This window comes from Amycolatopsis sp. Hca4 (assembly GCF_013364075.1).
Classification (GTDB): domain Bacteria; phylum Actinomycetota; class Actinomycetes; order Mycobacteriales; family Pseudonocardiaceae; genus Amycolatopsis.
Map to the genome: position 1 here is coordinate 2,828,546 of NZ_CP054925.1, position 17,860 is coordinate 2,846,405.

The 17,860-nt window shown below is 71.5% G+C and carries 18 protein-coding genes; 8 read left to right on the forward strand and 10 right to left on the reverse strand.

Annotation, left to right across the window (positions count from 1 at the left end; all coding sequences use genetic code 11):
• Positions 1 to 215 precede the first annotated feature (215 nt).
• The 7 genes from pheT to infC all read right to left on the reverse strand — a co-directional run bounded on the left by pheT (position 216) and on the right by infC (position 7,007).
• Entirely contained in the window at positions 216 to 2,786 is a 2,571-nt protein-coding gene (gene pheT / locus HUT10_RS12215) for a phenylalanine--tRNA ligase subunit beta (RefSeq protein ID WP_176171304.1), read from the reverse strand.
• Complete coding sequence (pheS, locus tag HUT10_RS12220) at positions 2,786 to 3,847, reverse strand: phenylalanine--tRNA ligase subunit alpha (protein WP_176171305.1); 1,062 nt, start codon at positions 3,845 to 3,847, stop codon at positions 2,786 to 2,788. The genes pheT and pheS overlap by 1 nt, the downstream gene beginning before the upstream one ends.
• Positions 3,848 to 3,980: 133 nt before the next feature.
• Positions 3,981 to 4,814, reverse strand: coding sequence for a DUF6159 family protein (locus tag HUT10_RS12225; RefSeq protein WP_176171306.1), 834 nt, complete (start codon positions 4,812 to 4,814; stop codon positions 3,981 to 3,983).
• 52 nt (positions 4,815 to 4,866) lie between these two features.
• On the reverse strand, positions 4,867 to 5,682 hold the full coding sequence (locus HUT10_RS12230; RefSeq protein ID WP_176177794.1) for an RNA methyltransferase: 816 nt from the start codon (positions 5,680 to 5,682) through the stop codon (positions 4,867 to 4,869).
• Positions 5,679 to 6,056, reverse strand: coding sequence for a 50S ribosomal protein L20 (rplT, locus tag HUT10_RS12235; RefSeq protein WP_004559056.1), 378 nt, complete (start codon positions 6,054 to 6,056; stop codon positions 5,679 to 5,681). Before rplT ends, HUT10_RS12230 begins: the two co-directional genes overlap by 4 nt.
• A gap of 68 nt (positions 6,057 to 6,124) precedes the next feature.
• A complete protein-coding gene (gene rpmI, locus HUT10_RS12240) occupies positions 6,125 to 6,319 on the reverse strand; it encodes a 50S ribosomal protein L35 (RefSeq protein WP_043780277.1) in 195 nt (64 codons plus the stop codon).
• Positions 6,320 to 6,386: 67 nt separating this feature from the next.
• On the reverse strand, positions 6,387 to 7,007 hold the full coding sequence (infC, locus tag HUT10_RS12245) for a translation initiation factor IF-3 (protein WP_086840451.1): 621 nt from the start codon (positions 7,005 to 7,007) through the stop codon (positions 6,387 to 6,389).
• Between the two features lie 196 nt (positions 7,008 to 7,203).
• Between infC and HUT10_RS12250 the strand changes: the two genes are divergently transcribed.
• The 4 genes from HUT10_RS12250 (at position 7,204) to HUT10_RS12265 (ending at position 10,135) form a co-directional block, all read left to right on the forward strand.
• Positions 7,204 to 7,563 (forward strand): DUF1844 domain-containing protein, encoded by a 360-nt coding sequence (locus HUT10_RS12250; protein WP_176171307.1) that lies wholly within the window; start codon positions 7,204 to 7,206, stop codon positions 7,561 to 7,563.
• Positions 7,564 to 7,964: 401 nt separating this feature from the next.
• Complete coding sequence (locus HUT10_RS12255) at positions 7,965 to 8,459, forward strand: hypothetical protein (RefSeq protein WP_176171308.1); 495 nt, start codon at positions 7,965 to 7,967, stop codon at positions 8,457 to 8,459.
• Positions 8,460 to 8,498: 39 nt separating this feature from the next.
• Complete coding sequence (locus HUT10_RS12260; protein WP_176171309.1) at positions 8,499 to 9,143, forward strand: GntR family transcriptional regulator; 645 nt, start codon at positions 8,499 to 8,501, stop codon at positions 9,141 to 9,143.
• Entirely contained in the window at positions 9,140 to 10,135 is a 996-nt protein-coding gene (locus HUT10_RS12265; protein ID WP_176171310.1) for a 1-aminocyclopropane-1-carboxylate deaminase, read from the forward strand. Before HUT10_RS12260 ends, HUT10_RS12265 begins: the two co-directional genes overlap by 4 nt.
• Positions 10,136 to 10,150: 15 nt before the next feature.
• Here the strand turns inward: HUT10_RS12265 and HUT10_RS12270 are convergent, their stop codons facing one another.
• Genes HUT10_RS12270 through HUT10_RS12280 form a run of 3 tightly spaced genes read right to left on the reverse strand, consistent with a single transcriptional unit; the run spans position 10,151 to position 12,263 of the window.
• Positions 10,151 to 10,534 (reverse strand): RidA family protein, encoded by a 384-nt coding sequence (locus HUT10_RS12270; RefSeq protein ID WP_086864195.1) that lies wholly within the window; start codon positions 10,532 to 10,534, stop codon positions 10,151 to 10,153.
• Positions 10,534 to 11,292, reverse strand: coding sequence for an IclR family transcriptional regulator (locus tag HUT10_RS12275; protein WP_176171311.1), 759 nt, complete (start codon positions 11,290 to 11,292; stop codon positions 10,534 to 10,536). The genes HUT10_RS12270 and HUT10_RS12275 overlap by 1 nt, the downstream gene beginning before the upstream one ends.
• Complete coding sequence (locus tag HUT10_RS12280; RefSeq protein WP_176171312.1) at positions 11,289 to 12,263, reverse strand: sugar kinase; 975 nt, start codon at positions 12,261 to 12,263, stop codon at positions 11,289 to 11,291. The genes HUT10_RS12275 and HUT10_RS12280 overlap by 4 nt, the downstream gene beginning before the upstream one ends.
• Before the next feature lie 130 nt (positions 12,264 to 12,393).
• Here HUT10_RS12280 and HUT10_RS12285 point away from each other — a divergent pair, with 130 nt between their 5' ends.
• The 4 genes from HUT10_RS12285 to HUT10_RS12300 are packed head-to-tail and all read left to right on the forward strand — an operon-like array spanning position 12,394 to position 17,854.
• The gene (locus HUT10_RS12285; RefSeq protein WP_176171313.1) at positions 12,394 to 13,701 is read left to right on the forward strand and encodes an amino acid deaminase; all 1,308 of its coding nucleotides are present in this window, start codon (positions 12,394 to 12,396) and stop codon (positions 13,699 to 13,701) included.
• A complete protein-coding gene (locus tag HUT10_RS12290; protein ID WP_176171314.1) occupies positions 13,701 to 15,296 on the forward strand; it encodes an amidohydrolase family protein in 1,596 nt (531 codons plus the stop codon). The genes HUT10_RS12285 and HUT10_RS12290 overlap by 1 nt, the downstream gene beginning before the upstream one ends.
• Positions 15,293 to 16,681: a GntP family permease gene (locus HUT10_RS12295; protein ID WP_176171315.1), complete on the forward strand. Its 1,389-nt coding sequence runs from the start codon at positions 15,293 to 15,295 to the stop codon at positions 16,679 to 16,681. Before HUT10_RS12290 ends, HUT10_RS12295 begins: the two co-directional genes overlap by 4 nt.
• 48 nt (positions 16,682 to 16,729) lie before the next feature.
• A complete protein-coding gene (locus HUT10_RS12300; protein ID WP_176171316.1) occupies positions 16,730 to 17,854 on the forward strand; it encodes a lactonase family protein in 1,125 nt (374 codons plus the stop codon).
• Positions 17,855 to 17,860: the final 6 nt, after the last annotated feature.

A 17,860-nucleotide genomic window follows, 5' to 3' on the forward strand; every position in this document is an offset into this window, starting at 1 on the left:
AGTCGGCTGGCGTACCTGGAGAGTCGGCTGGCGTACCTGGAGGGTCGGATGGCGTGTCCCGTGGTGCCGACCGGGCGGACTTGCGTGACTGGAAGGGCATCTCGCGTGATCGGGAGGGCATCACGTGTGATGGGGAAGGCATCGCATGGAGAGACGGGCCGGCCCCTCCTGCTCGGGTGAGCGGGAGGAGCCGGGTGACCGTCGGGGCGTTGCGGTCAGGCGCGGAGGGTGGCGTTGAAGCGCTCGCCCGCGGCCGCCACTGCCGCGTCGCGGGCCTTGGTGGCTTCGTCGACCGTCAGGGTTCGGTCCGGGGCGCGGAAGCGCAGCTTGTACGCCAGGGATCGCTTGCCCTCGCCCACCTGCTCGCCCGCGTACACGTCGAACAGCGTGATGTCCTCGAGCAGCTCGCCCGCGCCGGTGCGCAGTACCTCCGCCAGGTCTGCCGACGGGACCTCCTCCGCCACCACCAGGGCCACGTCGAGCAGGACCGGCGGGTAGCTCGAGACGCTCGGGGCCGGGCGGGAATCCGGGAGCGGGATCGCGTCCAGGTCCAGCTCCATCGCCACCGTGCGCGGCGGCAGGCCGAGGGCCTCGATCACCTTCGGGTGCAGCTCACCGGCGTGGCCGACCGGCCAGTCGCCGACGCGGAGCTGGGCGCAGCGGCCCGGGTGCCACGGCGGGAGGTCGGCCGCCTGCACGGTCAGCTCGACGCCGGCCGCCTCGGCGATCGTGCGGGCCGCCTGGACCGCGTCGGCCCAGCTCGCCTGCTCGCCCTGGCCCCACCAGCCCGCGCGGTGCCGGTTGCCGGCCAGAACCACCGCCACGTGCAGGGGCTGCTGCGGCACCGCCGCCTCCAGCAGGGCCAGCTCCTCGTCCGACGGCCGGTGGTCGACGCCGAGGTCCGGGACCTTCAGCGGGTTCGGCGCCGGGAGGACCACCTGGCCGACGTGGAACAGCGCCACGTCCTTCATGCCGCGGGACACGTTGCGCTGCAGGGTGTCCAGCAGGCCCGGGAGCAACGTCGTCACCAGGCGGTTGCGGTCGGCTTCCAGGGGGTTGCGGACCACCACCGCGTTGCGGCGGACGTCGTCGGCCGGGAGGCCGAAGGCGTCCCACACCGCGTCGCCGACGAACGGGAACGGGCGCACCTCGACGTAGCCCGCCTCGGCCAGCGCACGGGACACGCTGCGGACGCGCCGCTGGCTGTCGGTCAGGCCGCGGCCGGCCGGGGCGGCGGGCAGCACCGACGGGATGCTGTCGTAGCCCTCCAGCCGCAGGACTTCCTCGACCAGGTCGGCCGGCTGGCGGAGGTCGCCGCGCCAGCTCGGCGGGATCGCCGTGACCAGGCCCGTTCCGTCGTCACCCGTGCCGACCGAGACCTTGCAGCCGATCTGGGTGAGCCGGCGGACCGTCACGCCGCGCTGGTAGTTCACGCCCGCGATCTTGTCCGGCAGGTTGATCGGCATGACGACCGGCGGGTTCGGCTCGACCGTGCCCTCGTCGGTGCGGCCCGGCTGGATGGCGGCGTCGCCGTACTGGCGCAGCAGCCGCGCGGCCAGCTCGACCGCCGCCGCGCAGAGCTGCGGGTCGGTGAACCGCTCGAAGCGCTTGGCGGCCTCGGAGAACAGCTTGTGCCGCCGTGCGGTGCGGCTGATCGCGGCCGGGTTCCAGTGCGCCGCCTCGAGCAGCACGTCGGTGCTCTCCGGCGTGATCTCCGTGCTCGCGCCGCCCATCGTGCCGGCGAGCGAGATGACGCCGCTGTCGTCGGCGATGACGATGTCGTCCGGGTCGAGCGTGCGCTCGACGTCGTCCAAAGTGGTCAGCTTCTCGCCCGGCTTCGCCCGGCGGACCACCAGATCGCCCTGGATGGCCTTGGTGGCGAACGCGTGCAGCGGGTGCCCGAGCTCGAGCATCACGTAGTTCGTCACGTCGACGGCCAGCGAGATCGACCGGATGCCGGCCAGCATCAGCCGTCGGCGCATCCGCCACGGGGTCGGCGCGGTCGCGTCCAGGCCGGTGACCCGGCGCAGCACGAACCGCGGGCAGCCTTCCGGGTCCTCGACGTGCACCGGCCAGGCGTCGCCCTCGGCCGCCGGGACCTCCAGCAGCGCCGGGTCGCCGAAGGGCACGTCGAGCGCGTTCGACAGCTCGCGCGCGAGCCCGCGGATCGACAGCGCGTAGCCGCGGTCCGGGGTCGGGGCGAGCTCGATCACCGAGTCGTCGAGGCCGAGCAGCTCGCGCGCGTCGTCGCCCGGGCTCGCGGTGCCCGGCGGGAGCACGAGGATGCCGGTGTGGTCGTCGCCGAGGCCGAGCTCGCGGGCCGAGCAGATCATGCCGTCGCTGATCCGGCCGTAGGTCTTGCGGGCGGCGATCTCGAAGTCGCCGGGCAGGACGGCACCGGGCAGCGCGACGACGACCAGGTCGCCCTCGACGAAGTTGCGCGCGCCGCAGATGATGCCGCGGGTCTTGATGCCGTGCGGGCCCTCGTCGAACTCGCCGGCTTCGTCGTCGTCCTCGTCTTCGTCGTCGAGGTCTTCGTCGAGCTCCTCGGCTTCGTCGGCGGGCTCGCCGACGTCGACGCGGCAGAAGCGGACCGGCTTCTTGAACTCGGTGAGCTCCTCGATCTCGGCCACCCGGCCGACGACCAGCGGGCCGGTCACCGGGCCGAGCTCGCGCAGGTCGTCGACCTCGATGCCGATCCGGACGAACGCGTCGGCCAGGTCCTGCGGCGTGACCTCGTCGGTGAGCTCGAGGTGTTCGGTCAGCCAGCTGACTGGAACTCGCACTACGCCTCCGTTCCGAAGGGAAGGGTGAAGCGGACGTCGCCTTCCACCATGTCGCGCATGTCCGGGATCCCGTTGCGGAACTGCAGGGTGCGCTCGATGCCCATGCCGAAGGCGAACCCGGAGTACACGTCCGGGTCGACGCCGCAGGCGCGCAGCACGTTCGGGTTGACCATGCCGCAGCCGCCCCACTCGACCCAGCCGGGGCCGCCCTTCTTCTCTTCGAACCAGACGTCCACCTCCGCGGACGGCTCGGTGAAGGGGAAGAAGTGCGGGCGCAGCCGTGTCTTGGAGTTCTCGCCGAACATCGCGCGGGCGAAGGCGTCCAGCGTGCCCTTGAGGTGGGCCATCGTGATGCCCTTGTCCACCGCGAGGCCCTCGACCTGGGTGAACACCGGCGTGTGCGTCGAGTCGAGCTCGTCGGTGCGGTACGTCCGGCCGGGGCACACGACGTACACCGGCAGGTCGCGGTGCAGCAGCGTGCGTGCCTGGACCGGCGAGGTGTGCGTGCGCAGCACCAGGCCCGAGTCCTCTTCGCCGACGTAGAAGGTGTCCTGCAGCTGGCGGGCCGGGTGGTCCTTGCCGAAGTTCAGCGCGTCGAAGTTGAACCACTCGGCTTCGAGCTCGGGACCTTCGGCGACCTCGTAGCCCATCGCGACGAAGGCGTCGGCGACGCGCTCGGAGATGGTGGTGATCGGGTGCCGCGCGCCGCGCGGAACGCGGTCCCACGGCAGGGTGACGTCGACGGCTTCTTCGCGCAGCACGCGCTCGTCGCGCTCCACCTGGAGCTCGGCGCGGCGGGCGTCGAAGGCCGCCTGGATCGCCTGGCGGGCCTCGTTGACGCGCTTGCCGGCCTCGGCCTTCTCCTGCTTGGGCAGGGCGCCGATCCCGCGGCGGGCCAGGCCCACCGGGGACTGGTCACCGAGGTGGGCCGGCTTGACCTCGGCCAGCCCTTCGAGCCCGGTCGCGGCGGCGAACGCCGCTTCGGCGGCCTTGACCGCCTCCTGCAGCGTCTCGGGGGCGAGCACCGCGCCCTGTGCTTCCTTCTCCGTGGCTCCGGACATAACTCCTCGGCGTCCGCTGGGACTGGTCGTTCACGCGCCGCCGCACACGGCACGCGAGAGGTCAAAGGCGGGAAAAGTCTATGGGATCGGCTCCGCGCGCCCCCGGTCGCCCCGTGGGCGCGCGGACGCACGGTCACCGCCGGCGGAACGCCTCGGAGAAGTCGACCGAAGCGAACTCGCCGGGCACCACGCCCTCGGCGGCGTAGCGGTACAGCGCGGTCTGGTAGATGCCGGACAACGTGGTGATGAAGACCGCCACCAGCAGGGTCCAGACGATCGCCAGCCCGACCGCGACGAACACGGTGGCCGTGCCGCCGAGCAGGAAGCCGGCTCCGAGGAGCACGACGTAACCGGCGAAGGTCAGCAGGAAACCGACCAGGCCGAGGCCGGCGGTGCCGGCGACGTTCTCGCCCCAGGCGCGGCGGAACAGCTCGACCGACCGCTTGACGCTCGCCTTCACCCCCGTGCCCTCGAGCATGACGACCGGCAGCACGAGGTACGTCGTGAACCGCCAGGCCATGCCGATCAGGCCGCTGATGATGCTGCCGAGGAAGCCGAGCCGCTCCTCGATCGTGCGCAGCACCACGCTGACCGTCGCGGTCACCCCGGCCCAGCCGAGCAGGGCAGGCCAGCGGCGCCCGGCTGCGGCGAGGCCCGCGCCGACACCCGGCATGCCGCCGTCACCGCGCAGCGCGATGTCCGCCTGGGAGATCAGGGCGGCGTTGAAGAAGATCGTGACGAACGCCGAGACGAGGTAGAACGCCGCGAGCAGCACGTACGTGCCGGCGGTGGGCCGGAAGTTCTCGGCCTCGAGGTGGACGGTGAAGAACGCCGGTGTCAGGAACACCGCGGCGACCAGCAGTCCGGCGATCCCGGCGAGCACCGGGAACCACGCCAGGCCCTTGTGGGCGCGCAGCACCTTGAACGAAGCGGAGAACAGCGCGAACGAACGGGCAAGCCTGCCCATGGAACCCCCCCAATATCGGCCACAATGGATATTGCGGGAGCCTACTCGCAGGTCAGCGCCGCGCCGCCAGCGCGCTCGTGTAGACGCACACGGCCGCCGCGGTGGCCAGGTTGAGGCTCTCGGCGCGGCCGTACAGGGGGATCCGGACGGCGAGGTCGGTCCGGTCGAGGACGTCGGCGGGCAGGCCGTGGGCCTCGTTGCCGAACACCCACGCGGTCGGGGCGGTGAGGTCCACCCGATCGAGTTCGGCGTCGGCGTAGCCGTGGGCGGCGAGCGTCCGCAGGCCCGCGGCCGAGCAGGCGCTCAGCGCGCTCGCGACATCACGGACCCGCGCGATCGGCAGGTGGAACAGGCTGCCGGCGGCCGCGCGGACGCACTTGCCGTTGTGCGGGTCGACGGTGTCGCCCGCCAGGACCACCGCGTCGGCACCGGCCGCGTCCGCGACGCGGATCACCGTGCCCGCGTTGCCGGGGTCGGCGACGTCCACGAGCACGACCACGAGCTTCGCCTCCGGCGTCACGGCCTCCTCGAGCGGCCGGTCCAGCAGCGCGCAGACGGCCACGATGCCCTGCGGTGTCACGGTTTCCGACAGCCCGTCGGCGGCGCGGTCGGTGATCGGCGAGACGGTGACGCCGGCCGCGCGGGCCGCGTCGACCAGGTCCGCGTGCTGGGCGGCCGCGCGGTCGGTGACGAACAGCTCGTGCACCGTGCCGTCGGCCAGAGCGGCCTCGACGGCGTTGGCGCCTTCGGCCAGGAACCGGCCGGTCTTGTCGCGTTCCGCGCGCCGCGTCAGCTTGCGCGCAGCAACGACCCGGGGGGTCCGTTCGGTGAACGGCTCCGCCCCGGGTCGCTGAAAGCTGCCGGTCAGGCCGACTTCGCTTCGCCGGTGTTGACGTTGGCCTTGGCGAGCTCGGCCAGCGCGGTGAAGGCGGCGGCGTCGTTGACGGCGAGGTCCGCGAGGATCTTGCGGTCGACCTCGACACCCGCGGCCTTGATGCCCTGGATGAACCGGTTGTAGGTCACGCCGTTGGCGCGAGCGGCCGCGTTGATGCGGGTGATCCACAGCTGGCGGAAGTCACCCTTGCGGGCACGGCGGTCCCGGTAGGCGTAGTTGAGCGAGTGAAGCGTCTGCTCCTTGGCCTTGCGGTACAGCCGCGAACGCTGGCCGCGGTAGCCGCTGGCCAGTTCGAGAGTTGCGCGACGCTTCTTCTGGGCGTTGACCGCCCGCTTGACGCGTGCCACGGGTCCATCCTGTCGATTTCGGGGGGCGAGGGGGACGCCCCGGGTGGGTTAGAGCAAGTTCTGCGGGATCAGATGCCGAGCAGGCGCTTGACGCGGCCGACCTCGGTCTTCGACACCTCGGTGGTGCCCTCGAGACGGCGGGTCACGCGGCTGGACTTCTTCTCCATGCGGTGGCGCCGGCCGGTCATCTGGCGGCGCAGCTTGCCCGTCCCCGTCTTGCGGATGCGCTTGGACGTCCCGCTGTGGGTCTTCATCTTCGGCATTGGTGTCCTCTTTCGTGCGGCGGCTCACCGGAGAACCGGTGAGCCGCTGACTCGTGCTGGTCGGCGCCTACGCCTCGGGGGCCTGCTCGGGAGCGGGCTCGGCCTTGGCCTTTGGCTTCACGTTCTTGTGCGGGGCCAGCACCATGATCATGTTGCGGCCGTCCTGCTTGGCGGACGACTCGACGAAGCCCAGTTCGGTGACGTCCTCGGCGAGCTTCTGCAGCAGCCGGTAGCCGAGCTCCGGCCGGGACTGCTCGCGGCCGCGGAACATGATCGTGACCTTGACCTTGTTGCCCGCCGCCAGGAACCGCGACACGTGACCCTTCTTGGTCTCGTAGTCGTGCTGGTCGATCTTGGGGCGCAGCTTCTGTTCCTTGATGACGGTCAGCTGCTGGTTGCGCCGCGACTCGCGGGCCTTCTGCGCGCTCTCGTACTTGAACTTGCCGAAGTCCATGAGCTTGCACACCGGCGGGCGGGCCTGCGGCGCGACCTCGACGAGGTCGAGGTCGTTCTCCTGCGCCAGGCGCAGCGCATCCTCGATCCGGACGATGCCGACCTGTTCGCCGGCGGGTCCGACGAGACGGACCTCCGGCACCCGGATTCGGTCGTTGATGCGTGTCTCGGAGCTGATGGGGCCTCCTTGGTCCGAGGAATGTTTCCTGTTCTCGTTTCGACCTGGTGCCCACATAGCGAAGGCCCCGGTCACCATTCGGTGCGCGGGCCCACTCTGTTCCGATCGTGCCCCGGAGGGCACTGCTTCGCTTCGGACTTGCGTCCTGGCGAGACCGGACCCGGACACCTGTACGGTGACGCGGGTGGGAGCGGGGCTCCACTTGCCGCCCCCGATCGCTCGGGGGCTGGTCGCTCGTGGAAGGGTACCAGACGTGTCAGAACAACCCTCCGAACAGGCCCCCTATTCCCCGGACGACCGCCACCTGGCCGAGATCCCCAGCGTGGAGGTGATCAGCCGGGCGGCGGTGATGCTGCTGTCGGCAGGCGCCGAGCGCCTCGGGCTCGCCGACGCCGACCCGGCGACGTCCCCGCACCGCGACCTCGACGAGGCCCGCCGGTTGATCACCGCGCTCGCCGGCCTCGTGACGGCCTCCGCGGAGTACCTCGGGCTGCACGCCGGGCCGTTGCGTGATGGCCTGCAGTCGCTGCAGAAGGCGTTCCGGGAGGCTTCGGCCGTGCCGGACGAGCCCGGGCAGGGTCCGGGCGAGAAGTTCACCGGTCCGGTCTACTGACCTGGGTGCATGCCGGCTGACGCGGGTGAGGGTGGCCACGGCGGTGTGACTGGTCGCCGCCCTCGCCTCCCGGGTCCGACGGAGTGGGTCTCGCCGGTCGGCATGACGACACCCACCACTGCTGTCCGGCCCGCCGGCGCACCGCCCGCCGGCCGGACATCACAATCCCCGACCGCTGATCAGCGAGGCGAGCTTCGCCGGGCGGGCGCGACGACACCGCAACCGCTGATCAGCTCGGCCGGCGGATCGCGCTCGCCAGGCCGGCGAACCGAATCCCGCCGACCAGGCACCACAGCACCCACCCACTGCTGATCGGCCGGGTCGGCTAGCGCAAGCCGCGGCGATCCGGGTTTCCGCCGGGCCGACTCGGCTTCCCGCCGGGTGGGGCACACTTTCGTGCCGTGCTCACTCCACTCGTTGCCGGGGTCTTCGCGCTGGCCGGGGTGCTTCTCGGGGTCTTCCTCGAACCCGTCAAGGCCCGGGTCGCCGCCCGGGCGCGGCTGCGGGAAGAACGCGCCCTGCGCTCCGCCCAGCTCGTCGAGGCCGCGACCACCGCCCGTGATGCCGTTCTGTGGCTCTTCCGGACCGTCCGCACCGTCGCACCCGCCGTCACCGCCGGCGCCGAACTGGTCGCCGAAGCCGAACAGCGGTACTGGAACGCGCGCAGCGAGCTCAAGAAGGCACTCCTGCTGCTCCGCCTCGTCGGGCCGGACGAGCTGATCGCGGGCGCGGTCGCCGTCGCCGAGGCCGATCGGGCGTTGCGGCAGCTCTGGTTCGACCGGGACCCCTCGGCCCGGCAGTCGCATTCGGACGAGATGTCCGCCGTGCTGCAGCGCGGGCGGCTCGCCTTCGACGAGTTCACCGACCTGGCTCGCCGGCTCACCGTTCCGCACTGACTTCGGCAAGCTTGCCGAACCCGGCCACAGAAATCTAACATGTTAGATGTGAGTCTCTCGAAGGTCAGCCGCCCCCTCCTCCGCGATGAGGCCTACGACCGCATCCGCCGGGCGATCGTCGACGGCACCCTGCCGCCCGGCGCCCCCCTGCGCGACGCCGACCTCGCCGACCAGCTCGGGCTCTCGAAGGCGCCGGTCCGGGAAGCCCTCCGCCGCCTCACCGACGACGGCCTCGTCGACCAGAAGCCGCAGTCCTACACCCGCGTCTCCGAAGTGATGTCCCCCGACGTGCTCGACGCCCGCGAGATCGTCCGCGTGCTCCACGAGTTCGCCGTCCGCCAGGCCGCCACGAGGTGCGGCCCGCAGGACATCGCCGCCATGCGCGCGGCCAACGACCGGTTCGCCCGAGCCATCGAAGCCCGCGACATCGCGGCCGCTGTCCAGGCCGACGACGAGCTGCACGACGTCCCCGTCCGGCTGGCAGGCAACGCCGCCGTCGCCGCGACCCTCGACCGCTACACCCCGCTCCTGCGCCGCCTCGAACACGCCCGGTTCAGCTCGACCCTGGCCTGGAACTCGGTGGAACGCCACACCCGGCTCATCGATGCGCTGGAAGCACACGACACCGAGACCGCCGTCGAAGTGATCTCGACCATCTGGACCGACCTCCTGGAGGACCGATGACCCTCGCCGACTTCCCGCGCTACCCCCTGCTCTTCGGCCCCTCGCCGGTGCACCGCCTCGAACGCCTCACCGAACACCTCGGCGGCGCGCAGATCTGGGCGAAGCGCGAGGACGTCAACTCCGGCCTCGCCTTCGGCGGGAACAAGACCCGCAAGCTGGAGTACCTCGTCGCCGACGCGCTGAAAGAAGGCGCGGACACGCTCGTCTCCATCGGCGGCGTCCAGTCCAACCACACCCGCCAGGTCGCCGCGGCCGCCGCGCGGGCCGGGCTGAAGGCCGTTCTCGTCCAGGAAAGCTGGGTCGACTGGCACGACCCGCTCTACGACAAGGTCGGCAACATCCAGCTGTCGCGGATCCTCGGCGCCGACGTCCGGCTCGTCCAGGCCGGTTTCGGCATCGGCTTCAAGGAGACGTGGGAGAACGCCGTCGCCGAGGTCGAAGAGCGGGGCGGGAAGCCGTACGCCATCCCGGCCGGCGCCTCGGACCACCGGCTCGGCGGCCTGGGCTTCGCGAACTGGATCGTCGAACTGGAACAGCAGGAAGAAGAACTCGGCGTCTTCTTCGACACCGTCATCGTCTGTTCGGTCACCGGCAGCACCCAGGGCGGGATGGTCGCCGGGACCACCATCGGCAAAAAGCGGCGCATCCTCGGCATCGACGCCTCGGCCAAGCCCGGCGAAACCCGCGAGCAGGTCACGCGCATCGCGCGCACCACCGCCGAGCTGATCGGCGGGGGCGAGATCCCCGAGGTCGAACTCGACGACCGCTACCACGCCGGGACATACGGGATCCCCGACAAGTCCACTGTGGACGCCATCGAGACGTGCGCCCGGCTGGAGGGCATGATCACCGATCCCGTCTACGAGGGCAAGTCGATGGCCGGGCTGATGGACCTCGTCGGAACCGGCGAGATCTCCCGCGACTCGAACGTCCTCTACGCCCACCTCGGCGGGCAGCCTGCCCTGAACGGCTACACGAGCGTTCTGGGCTGACCGCCCGCCGGAGGCTCAGTCCAGCACGCAGAGCACGTCGATCTCGACGAGCAGCTCGCCCGGCAGCCCGACGTACACCGTCGTGCGCGCCGCGTGCGGGGCGTCGCCGATCAGCTCGTTGTACACCTCGTTGAACGGCGCGAAGTGCGCGGTGTCGGTCAGGTACACCCGGACCATGATCGCGTCCGCGAGGCTCGAACCCGCTTCTGCCAGCACGGCCTCGATGTTCTTGAACGTCTGCCGGGTCTGGCCCACGACGTCGTCGCCGACGATCGCGCCCGTCGCCGGGTCGAACGCGACCTGGCCGGCGACCTGCAGCAGGTTCCCCTTGCGGACGGCCTGCGAGAACTTCGCCGGCGGCTTCGGCGCGTTCTCGGTGGAAACTGCCGTCTTGCTCATCAGTGCCCCTTTCCGTTCTCCGTCCATCCACTGTGGACGGAAGCTTCCCTGGTCGCGGCCCGCAGCTCGGGCACCAGCGCCAGCAGTCCTTCGTAGTCGAGCAGCACCTTCGGCACCGACATCGACGCGGCGGCCAGCACCTCACCGCCGGTCCCCCGTACCGGCGCCGCGATGCAGTGGATGAAGTCCTCGTGTTCGGCGTTGTCGACCGCGTACCCGCGCTCGGCCACGCGCTCCAGCTCCGCCAGGTACTCCGCCGCCGTGGTGATCGTGTTCGGCGTCCGCACCGGGTACTCGATCGACCGCGCGATCTCCTCGCGACGGGCCACGGGCATCGCCGCGACCAGGACTTTCCCCACCGCGGTGCAGTGCAGCGGCGCCCGCTTGCCGATGCGCGAGTACATCCGCACCGAATGGCGGCCTTCGAACTTGTCGATGTAGACGACTTCGCCGTCTTCATAGCTGGCCAGGTGCACGGTGTGCCCGGTGCGCGCGTTGAGCGCGGCGAGCGCCGGGTGCGCGCTGCGGCGGACGTCGAACGAATCCAGTGCCTGGTTGGCGAGGTCGAACATGGCGCTGCCCAGCCGGTAGTGGCGGGCGCCTTCGCGGCGGACGAAGTGGTGCTGCTCGAGGGTGCGCAGCAGCCGCAGGACGGTCGACTTGTGCACGCCGATCTCGTCGGCGAGGTCGTCGAGGGTGCGCGCGTCCTGCGCGATCGAGGTCAGCAACGTCAGCGCCCGGTCCAGACTTTGGCTCACGTCAGCACCACGCCCTCTCCGGTCAGCCGCGCCGAACGCCACTCGTCCGGGTCCGCCTGCAGCAGGGTAGCCACGACGTCCCGCGGCAGCGGCACGCCGACGTCGTCGTGGGTCAGCAGGGTGACCGCGGCCTGCAGGTGCCCCTGCCGCAACCGTTCCAGGGGCGGCGCACCGCGCAGCGTCGCGGCGAGGAACCCGGCGGCGAAGGCGTCCCCGGCACCGACCGGCTCGACGACGTCGACCGCCAGCGCGGGCGCGAACAGCGGCTCCCCCTCGACCAGCGTCGCCCCGCGCTCGCCGTGCTTGACGACGAGCGTGCGCGGCTGCGGCAGCAGGGCCCGCAGCCGTTGCGGGTCGCCGGTCCCCCACACCCGCTGGGCCTCGTCGTCGCCGGTCAGCACGATGTCCGCCTGCGCGGCCAGTTCGGCGAGCAGGCTCGGGTCGCGGCCGGTCCAGAGCGCCGGCCGCAGGTTGACGTCGAAGGAGATCAGCCGGTCGCCGCGGGGCAGCTCCAGCAGCGCGCGGACCAGCGCGAGGCAGCTGTCCGACAGCGCCGGCGTGATCCCCGACAGGTGCAGCACGCGGACGCCGTCGAGGTCCAGCCGGTCCAGCAGCGACGGTCCCATCCCGGACGCGGCCGAGCCCGCCCGGTAGTAGCGCACCGGACTGCCGCCGGCGCCGCTTTCCTTGACGTAGAGCCCGGTCGGGCGGGTCGGATCGACAACGCACCCGCTGACGTCGACCCCGTGGGACGCGACCTCGCGCAGCACCGCCCGGCCGAACGGGTCGTCCCCGACCGCGCTCACCCAGCCGCTGCGCACACCCAGCGTCGGCAGGTTGCAGGCCACGTTCGATTCGGCGCCGCCGATGGTGCGCACCCAGCGCTTCACCTGCTCCGGCGGGCCGGGCTCGGCGGGCACGAACAGCGCCATCGTCTCGCCCACGCACAACACTTCGGGCCCGCTCGTCACTTTCCGTCTCCCCTGTTCTTCACCCCGTTGACCTGTGGCGACCCGGATGCTACACCTATGGCACTCAAAATGCGCAACAGTCGTTGCAACATACGCAACGATGAACCAGCCAACCCAGGGACCGCCGCCGATGACCGCACCCGCCGCTTTCACCCTGAACGACGCCGCACTCGACGCCCTCCGCCAGGAGCGGATCGACTGGCGCTTCCGCTCGGCCGCCCCCGCCCTGACCGGGCTCACTCTCGCCGAAGCCGCGGACCGCCGGCTGAACCTGTTCACCGACGGGTTCTTCGCCCCCTTCGTCGTCCTCGACGACGAAGCGCTCGAACACAACCTGCGGACGATGGCCGCGTGGTGCGCCGCGCGGGGCGTGGTGCTGGCACCGCACGGCAAGACCACCATGGCGCCCCAGCTGTTCGCGCGACAGGCCGAGCACGGCGCCTGGGGCGTGACCTGCGCGAACGCCGGTCACCTCCGGATCTACCGGGCGTTCGGCGTGTCCCGGGTCCTGCTGGCCAACCAGCTGCTCGACCCGGCCGGCCTGCGCTGGCTGGCCGCCGAGCTGGCCGCCGACCCGGGGTTCGAGTTCGTCTGCTGGGTCGACTCGGTGCGCGGGGTCGAGCTGATGACCGCGGCCCTCGACGGCACCGAGCGCCCGGTGGACGTCCTCGTCGAGGTGGGGGCCGACGGCGGCCGCACCGGCGTCCGCGACACCGCGACCGCGCTGGCGGTCGCCGAGGCGGTCCACGCCAGCCCCGTGCTGCGGCTGCGGGGCACCGGCGGCTACGAAGGCGCGCTGTCACACGGCACCGACGAGGCCGCGCTGGCCAAGATCAGCTCCTATGTGGACAGCCTGCGCGACCTGGCGATCTCGCTGGCGGACAAGGGACTCCTCGACGGGCAGATCATCGTCACCGCCGGCGGCAGCGCCTACTTCGACCGGGTCGTCAACGAGCTGACGAAGCCGTGGCCGGACGGCCTCGACGTGCTGCCGGTGCTGCGCAGCGGCGCCTACCTGACCCACGACGACGGCTTCTACCGCGAGATCTCCCCGCTGGGCGAGCACCCGCGCATCGACGGCGTCGACTCCTTCCGGCCGGCGCTGCGGGCGTGGGCGCAGGTGACGTCGAAGCCGTCGGACGAGCTCGCGCTGCTGACCATCGGCAAGCGCGACGCCTCCTTCGACGAGGGCCTGCCCCAACCGCAGCTGCGCCGCACCCCGGGCGGCCCCGCCGAACCGCTCGACGGCCACACCGTCACCAAGCTGAACGACCAGCACGCCTTCCTGGCCCTGCCGCCCGGCTCCCCGGTCGAGGTCGGCGACTGGATCGCGCTCGGCCTGTCCCACCCGTGCACGGTGTTCGACAAGTGGCCGCTGCTGCCGGTGATCGCGGCCGACGGCGAAACCGTCGTCGACTACGTCCGGACGTGGTTCTGATGACCGTCGTCATCCGGAACGCGCTGGTCGCCGACGGCACCGGCGCCCCGCTCGCCCGCCACGACGTCGGCCTCGCCGGCGGGAAGATCGCGGAGGTCGCCGACGCCGGGTCGCTGACCGGCGGCCGGGTCATCGACGCCGACGGCCTGGTGCTCGCGCCCGGGTTCATCGACATGCACTCGCACTCCGACCTGCAGCTGCTGGCCAACCCGGACCACCCGGCGAAGATCACCCAGGGCGTCACGACCGAGGTGCTCGGCCAGGACGGCCTGTCGTACGCGCCCGTCGACGACACCGTGCTCGAAGCACTGCGGCAGCAGCTCGCGGGCTGGAACGACGACCCGCCGGGGTTCGACTGGAACTGGCGCTCGGTCGGCGAGTACCTCGACCGGCTCGACCGCGGTATCGCCGTCAACGCCGCCTACCTCGTGCCGCAGGGCACGGTCCGGATGCTCGCCGTCGGCTGGGCCGACCGGCCCGCGACCGAGGCCGAACTCAACCGGATGAAGGACCTGGTCGCGACCGGGCTGGCCGAGGGCGCGATGGGGATGTCGTCCGGCCTCACCTACACGCCCGGGATGTACGCGGAGACGAGCGAGCTGGTCGAGCTGTGCCGGGTGGTCGGCGAGCGGGGCGGCTTCTACAGCCCGCACCACCGCAGCTACGGCAAGGGCGCCCTCGAGGCGTTCGCCGAGATGATCGACGTGAGCAGGCAGTCCGGCTGCCCGCTGCACCTGGCCCACGCCACGATGAACTTCTCGGTCAACAAGGGCAAGGCGCCCGACCTGCTGCAGCTGCTCGACGACGCCCTCGACGACGGTTGCGACATCTCACTCGACACCTACCCGTACCTCCCGGGCGCGACCTACCTGAGCGCGCTCCTGCCGAGCTGGGCCACCGAAGGCGGCCTCGACGCCACGCTCGCCCGGCTGTCCGATGTGGACGAACGCGAGCGGATCCGCGCCGAGATCGAGGAGTCCGGTTCGGACGGTGCGCACGGCGTCCCGATCGACTGGGAAGCTATCGAAATCAACGGCGTGCGCCACGAGCACAACGCCCACCTGGTCGGCCACAGCGTCGCCGCGTCGGCCGTCAAGCAAGGCACGGAACCGGCGAAGCTGTACTTCGACACCCTGCTGGACGAACGGCTCGGGACGTCGTGCCTGATGCACGTCGGGCACGAGGAGAACGTCCAGGCCATCATGCGGCACCGGACGCACACCGGCGGCAGCGACGGCCTCCTCGTCGGCGCCCGGCCGCACCCGCGCGCCTGGGGCACGTTCCCCCGCTACCTCGCCCGGTACGTCCGTGAGCTCGGCGTGCTGGACCTCGCCGAGTGCGTCGCCCACCTGACCGGGCGGGCCGCGCGGCGGCTGCGGCTGGCCGACCGCGGGCTGGTCCGCGCCGGCTACGCCGCCGACCTGGTGCTGTTCGACCCCGAGGCGGTCACCGACACCGCCACCTTCGACGATCCCCGGCAGCCCGCCGCCGGGATCACCCACGTCTTCGTCAACGGCACCGCCGCCCTCGACGACGGAACCCCCACCGGCGCCCTCGCCGGACACTCCCTGCGCAACCCCCGGAGAGCCCGATGATCCACTGGCTGCAACACACCACGGGCGGGCTGCTGACGCTCGCCGCCGTCTCGATCGCCGTCCTGCTCGTGCTGATCATCAAGCTCAAGCTGGAACCGTTCATCGCGCTGATCGTGGTCGGCCTGCTGACCGCGCTGGCCGCCGGCCTGCCGGTCGGCACGATCGTCGGCTCCGCCCAGAAGGCGTCGGACTCCCTGCTGGAGAAGGGGTTCGGCAGCATCCTCGGGCACATCACGGCGATCATCGGCCTGGGCACGATCCTCGGCTCGATCCTGGAACGCTCGGGCGGCGCCAAGGTGCTCACCGGCGCGCTGCTGCGGTCGTTCGGCGAGAAGCGGGCGCCGCTGGCCATGGGGGTCGCCGGGTTCGTCTTCGGCATCCCGGTGTTCTTCGACATCGGCATCTTCGTGCTGGCCCCGCTGGTCTACGTCGCCGCGCGCCAGGGCGGGAAGTCGCTGGTGCTGTACGCGATGCCGCTGCTGGCCGGCCTGTCGATCACGCACGCCTTCCTGCCGCCGCACCCCGGCCCGGTGGCCGCCGCCGGGCTGCTGCACGTCGAGCTCGGCTGGATCATCCTGATGGGCCTGGCCTGCGGCATCCCCGCGTTCCTGATCGGCGGCGTGCTGTACTCGACCTGGATCGGCAAGCGCATCACCGTCGACGTCCCCGAGGACATGGTCTTCGCCGAGGAAGAGGGCGAACGCGAGGACAACCCGCCGTCGCTGGGGCTGGTCGCCGCGATCATCGCGGTGCCGCTGGTGCTGATCCTGGCCGGCACGTTCGGCAGCATCTGGCTGCCCAAGGGCTCCGCGCTCGCCGGTGTCGCCGCGTTCATCGGGACGCCGGCGGTCGCGCTGACCGTCGCCGTGCTGCTCGCGTCCTGGCTGCTGGGCCTGCGGCGCGGGTTCACCGGCAAGGACCTCAACGAGCTGGCCGCGAAGTCGCTGCGGCCGGTGGCGATGATCCTGCTGGTCGTCGGCGCGGGCGCGTTCTTCGGCGCGGTGCTCTCGGCCACCGGGATCGGCAAGGCCGTGGCCGACTCGCTGCACGACGCCGGGCTGCCGGTGCTGCTCGCGGCGTACGTGATCAGCTGCGGCATGCGGATCGCGCAGGGTTCGGCGACCGTCGCCATCGTGACCACGAGCGGGATCATCGCGCCGACCGTGGCCCAGCTCGGGTATTCGCAGATCCAGCTGGCGCTGCTGGTGATGGCGATTTCGGCGGGCTCGATCATCGCCTCGCACGTCAACGACGGCGGCTTCTGGATCGTTTCGCGGTACTTCAACCTCACCGTGCCGCAGACGCTGAAGTCCTGGACCGCGCTGGAAACCGTGCTTTCCCTTTCGGGATTCGGGGCTTCGGCATTGCTCATGGCCGTGGTCTAGACCATACTGGAGTCCGTCACCGCCGAAACCCGTTGGGAGACAAAGACGATGACCGGACTTTCCCGTCGCACGTTCCTCGGCGCCGCGGCCGGCGCGGGCGCCGCCACCGTTCTGGGCAGCTCGCTCGCGTCGGCCGCCACCACGCCGAAAGGCTGCTTCGCCGGAGGAACCGTGTACATCGGCAGTTACACCAGCGGGGCGACCGGGCACGGGCTCGACGTCACGAGCCGGTCCGGCGCCGCGCTGAACCCCGTCCGCACGGTGCCCGGCATCAGCGACACGTCGTGGTTCGACCGCAGCGCCGACGGCAAGACGCTGTACGTCACCAACGAGGGCGACCCGGCGGGGTACGTCTCGGCGCTGAACATCGCCGATCCCGCGAACCCGAAGCCGCTCAACAAGGTTTCGTCGAAGGGTGGCGCGCCGACGCACCTGAGCGTGCACTCGAGCGGGAAGTACGTGCTGGCCGCCAACTACAGCTCGGGCAGCGTCGTCGTGCTGCCGATCCTGGCCGGCGGCAAGCTCGGTGCGGCCACCGACCTGGTGACCCACCACGCCGACTCCGGCCAGGCGCACGCCCACCAGGTCGTCAACGACCCCACCGGCCGCTGGGTGCTGGCGGTCGACCTGGGCGCGGACTCGGTGTACGTCTACGGCTTCACCGCCGGGAAGCTTTCGCTGCACCAGCAGCTGAAGCTGCCCGCCGGGGCCGGGCCGCGGCACCTCGCGTTCGACCACAGCGGGAAGTTCGCCTACATCCTGCAGGAACTGCGGCCGGAGGTGACGGTGGCGAGCTGGGACGCGGCCACCGGGACCCTGAAAGCGCTCTCCGTCGTCCCGGCCGTCCCCAGCGGGAGCACCGGCGAGCTCTACCCGGGCGAGATCATCCTTTCGCGAGACGGAAAGTTCGCCTACGCCACCGTCCGCGGCCCGAACACGCTGGCCACGTTCTCCGTTTCCGGCGCCACGCTGAAGCTGGTGTCCACGGTGCCCACGGGCGGGAACTGGCCGCGGCACGTCGCCCTCGACCCCTCCGAAAGCTGGTTCTACGTCTCGAACCAGCGCTCCGGCACCGTCACCTGGCTGCCGCGGGACCCGGCCACCGGCCTGCCCGGCGCGCCCGCCGGTTCGCTCGCCGTCGGGTCCGTCAACTCCGTCTACTTCGCCTCGTGAGGTTCA

Coding starts and splice junctions, on each gene's coding strand:
- HUT10_RS12290 (WP_176171314.1), top strand. CDS start 13,701: ATGACCGTCGTCATCCGGAACGCGCTGGTCGCCGACGGCACCGGCGCC.
- HUT10_RS12295 (WP_176171315.1), top strand. CDS start 15,293: ATGATCCACTGGCTGCAACACACCACGGGCGGGCTGCTGACGCTCGCC.
- HUT10_RS12300 (WP_176171316.1), top strand. CDS start 16,730: ATGACCGGACTTTCCCGTCGCACGTTCCTCGGCGCCGCGGCCGGCGCG.
- HUT10_RS12270 (WP_086864195.1), bottom strand. CDS start 10,534: ATGAGCAAGACGGCAGTTTCCACCGAGAACGCGCCGAAGCCGCCGGCG.
- HUT10_RS12285 (WP_176171313.1), top strand. CDS start 12,394: ATGACCGCACCCGCCGCTTTCACCCTGAACGACGCCGCACTCGACGCC.
- infC (WP_086840451.1), bottom strand. CDS start 7,007: ATGTGGGCACCAGGTCGAAACGAGAACAGGAAACATTCCTCGGACCAA.
- pheS (WP_176171305.1), bottom strand. CDS start 3,847: ATGTCCGGAGCCACGGAGAAGGAAGCACAGGGCGCGGTGCTCGCCCCC.
- HUT10_RS12225 (WP_176171306.1), bottom strand. CDS start 4,814: ATGGGCAGGCTTGCCCGTTCGTTCGCGCTGTTCTCCGCTTCGTTCAAG.
- HUT10_RS12265 (WP_176171310.1), top strand. CDS start 9,140: ATGACCCTCGCCGACTTCCCGCGCTACCCCCTGCTCTTCGGCCCCTCG.
- rpmI (WP_043780277.1), bottom strand. CDS start 6,319: ATGCCGAAGATGAAGACCCACAGCGGGACGTCCAAGCGCATCCGCAAG.
- HUT10_RS12260 (WP_176171309.1), top strand. CDS start 8,499: ATGTTAGATGTGAGTCTCTCGAAGGTCAGCCGCCCCCTCCTCCGCGAT.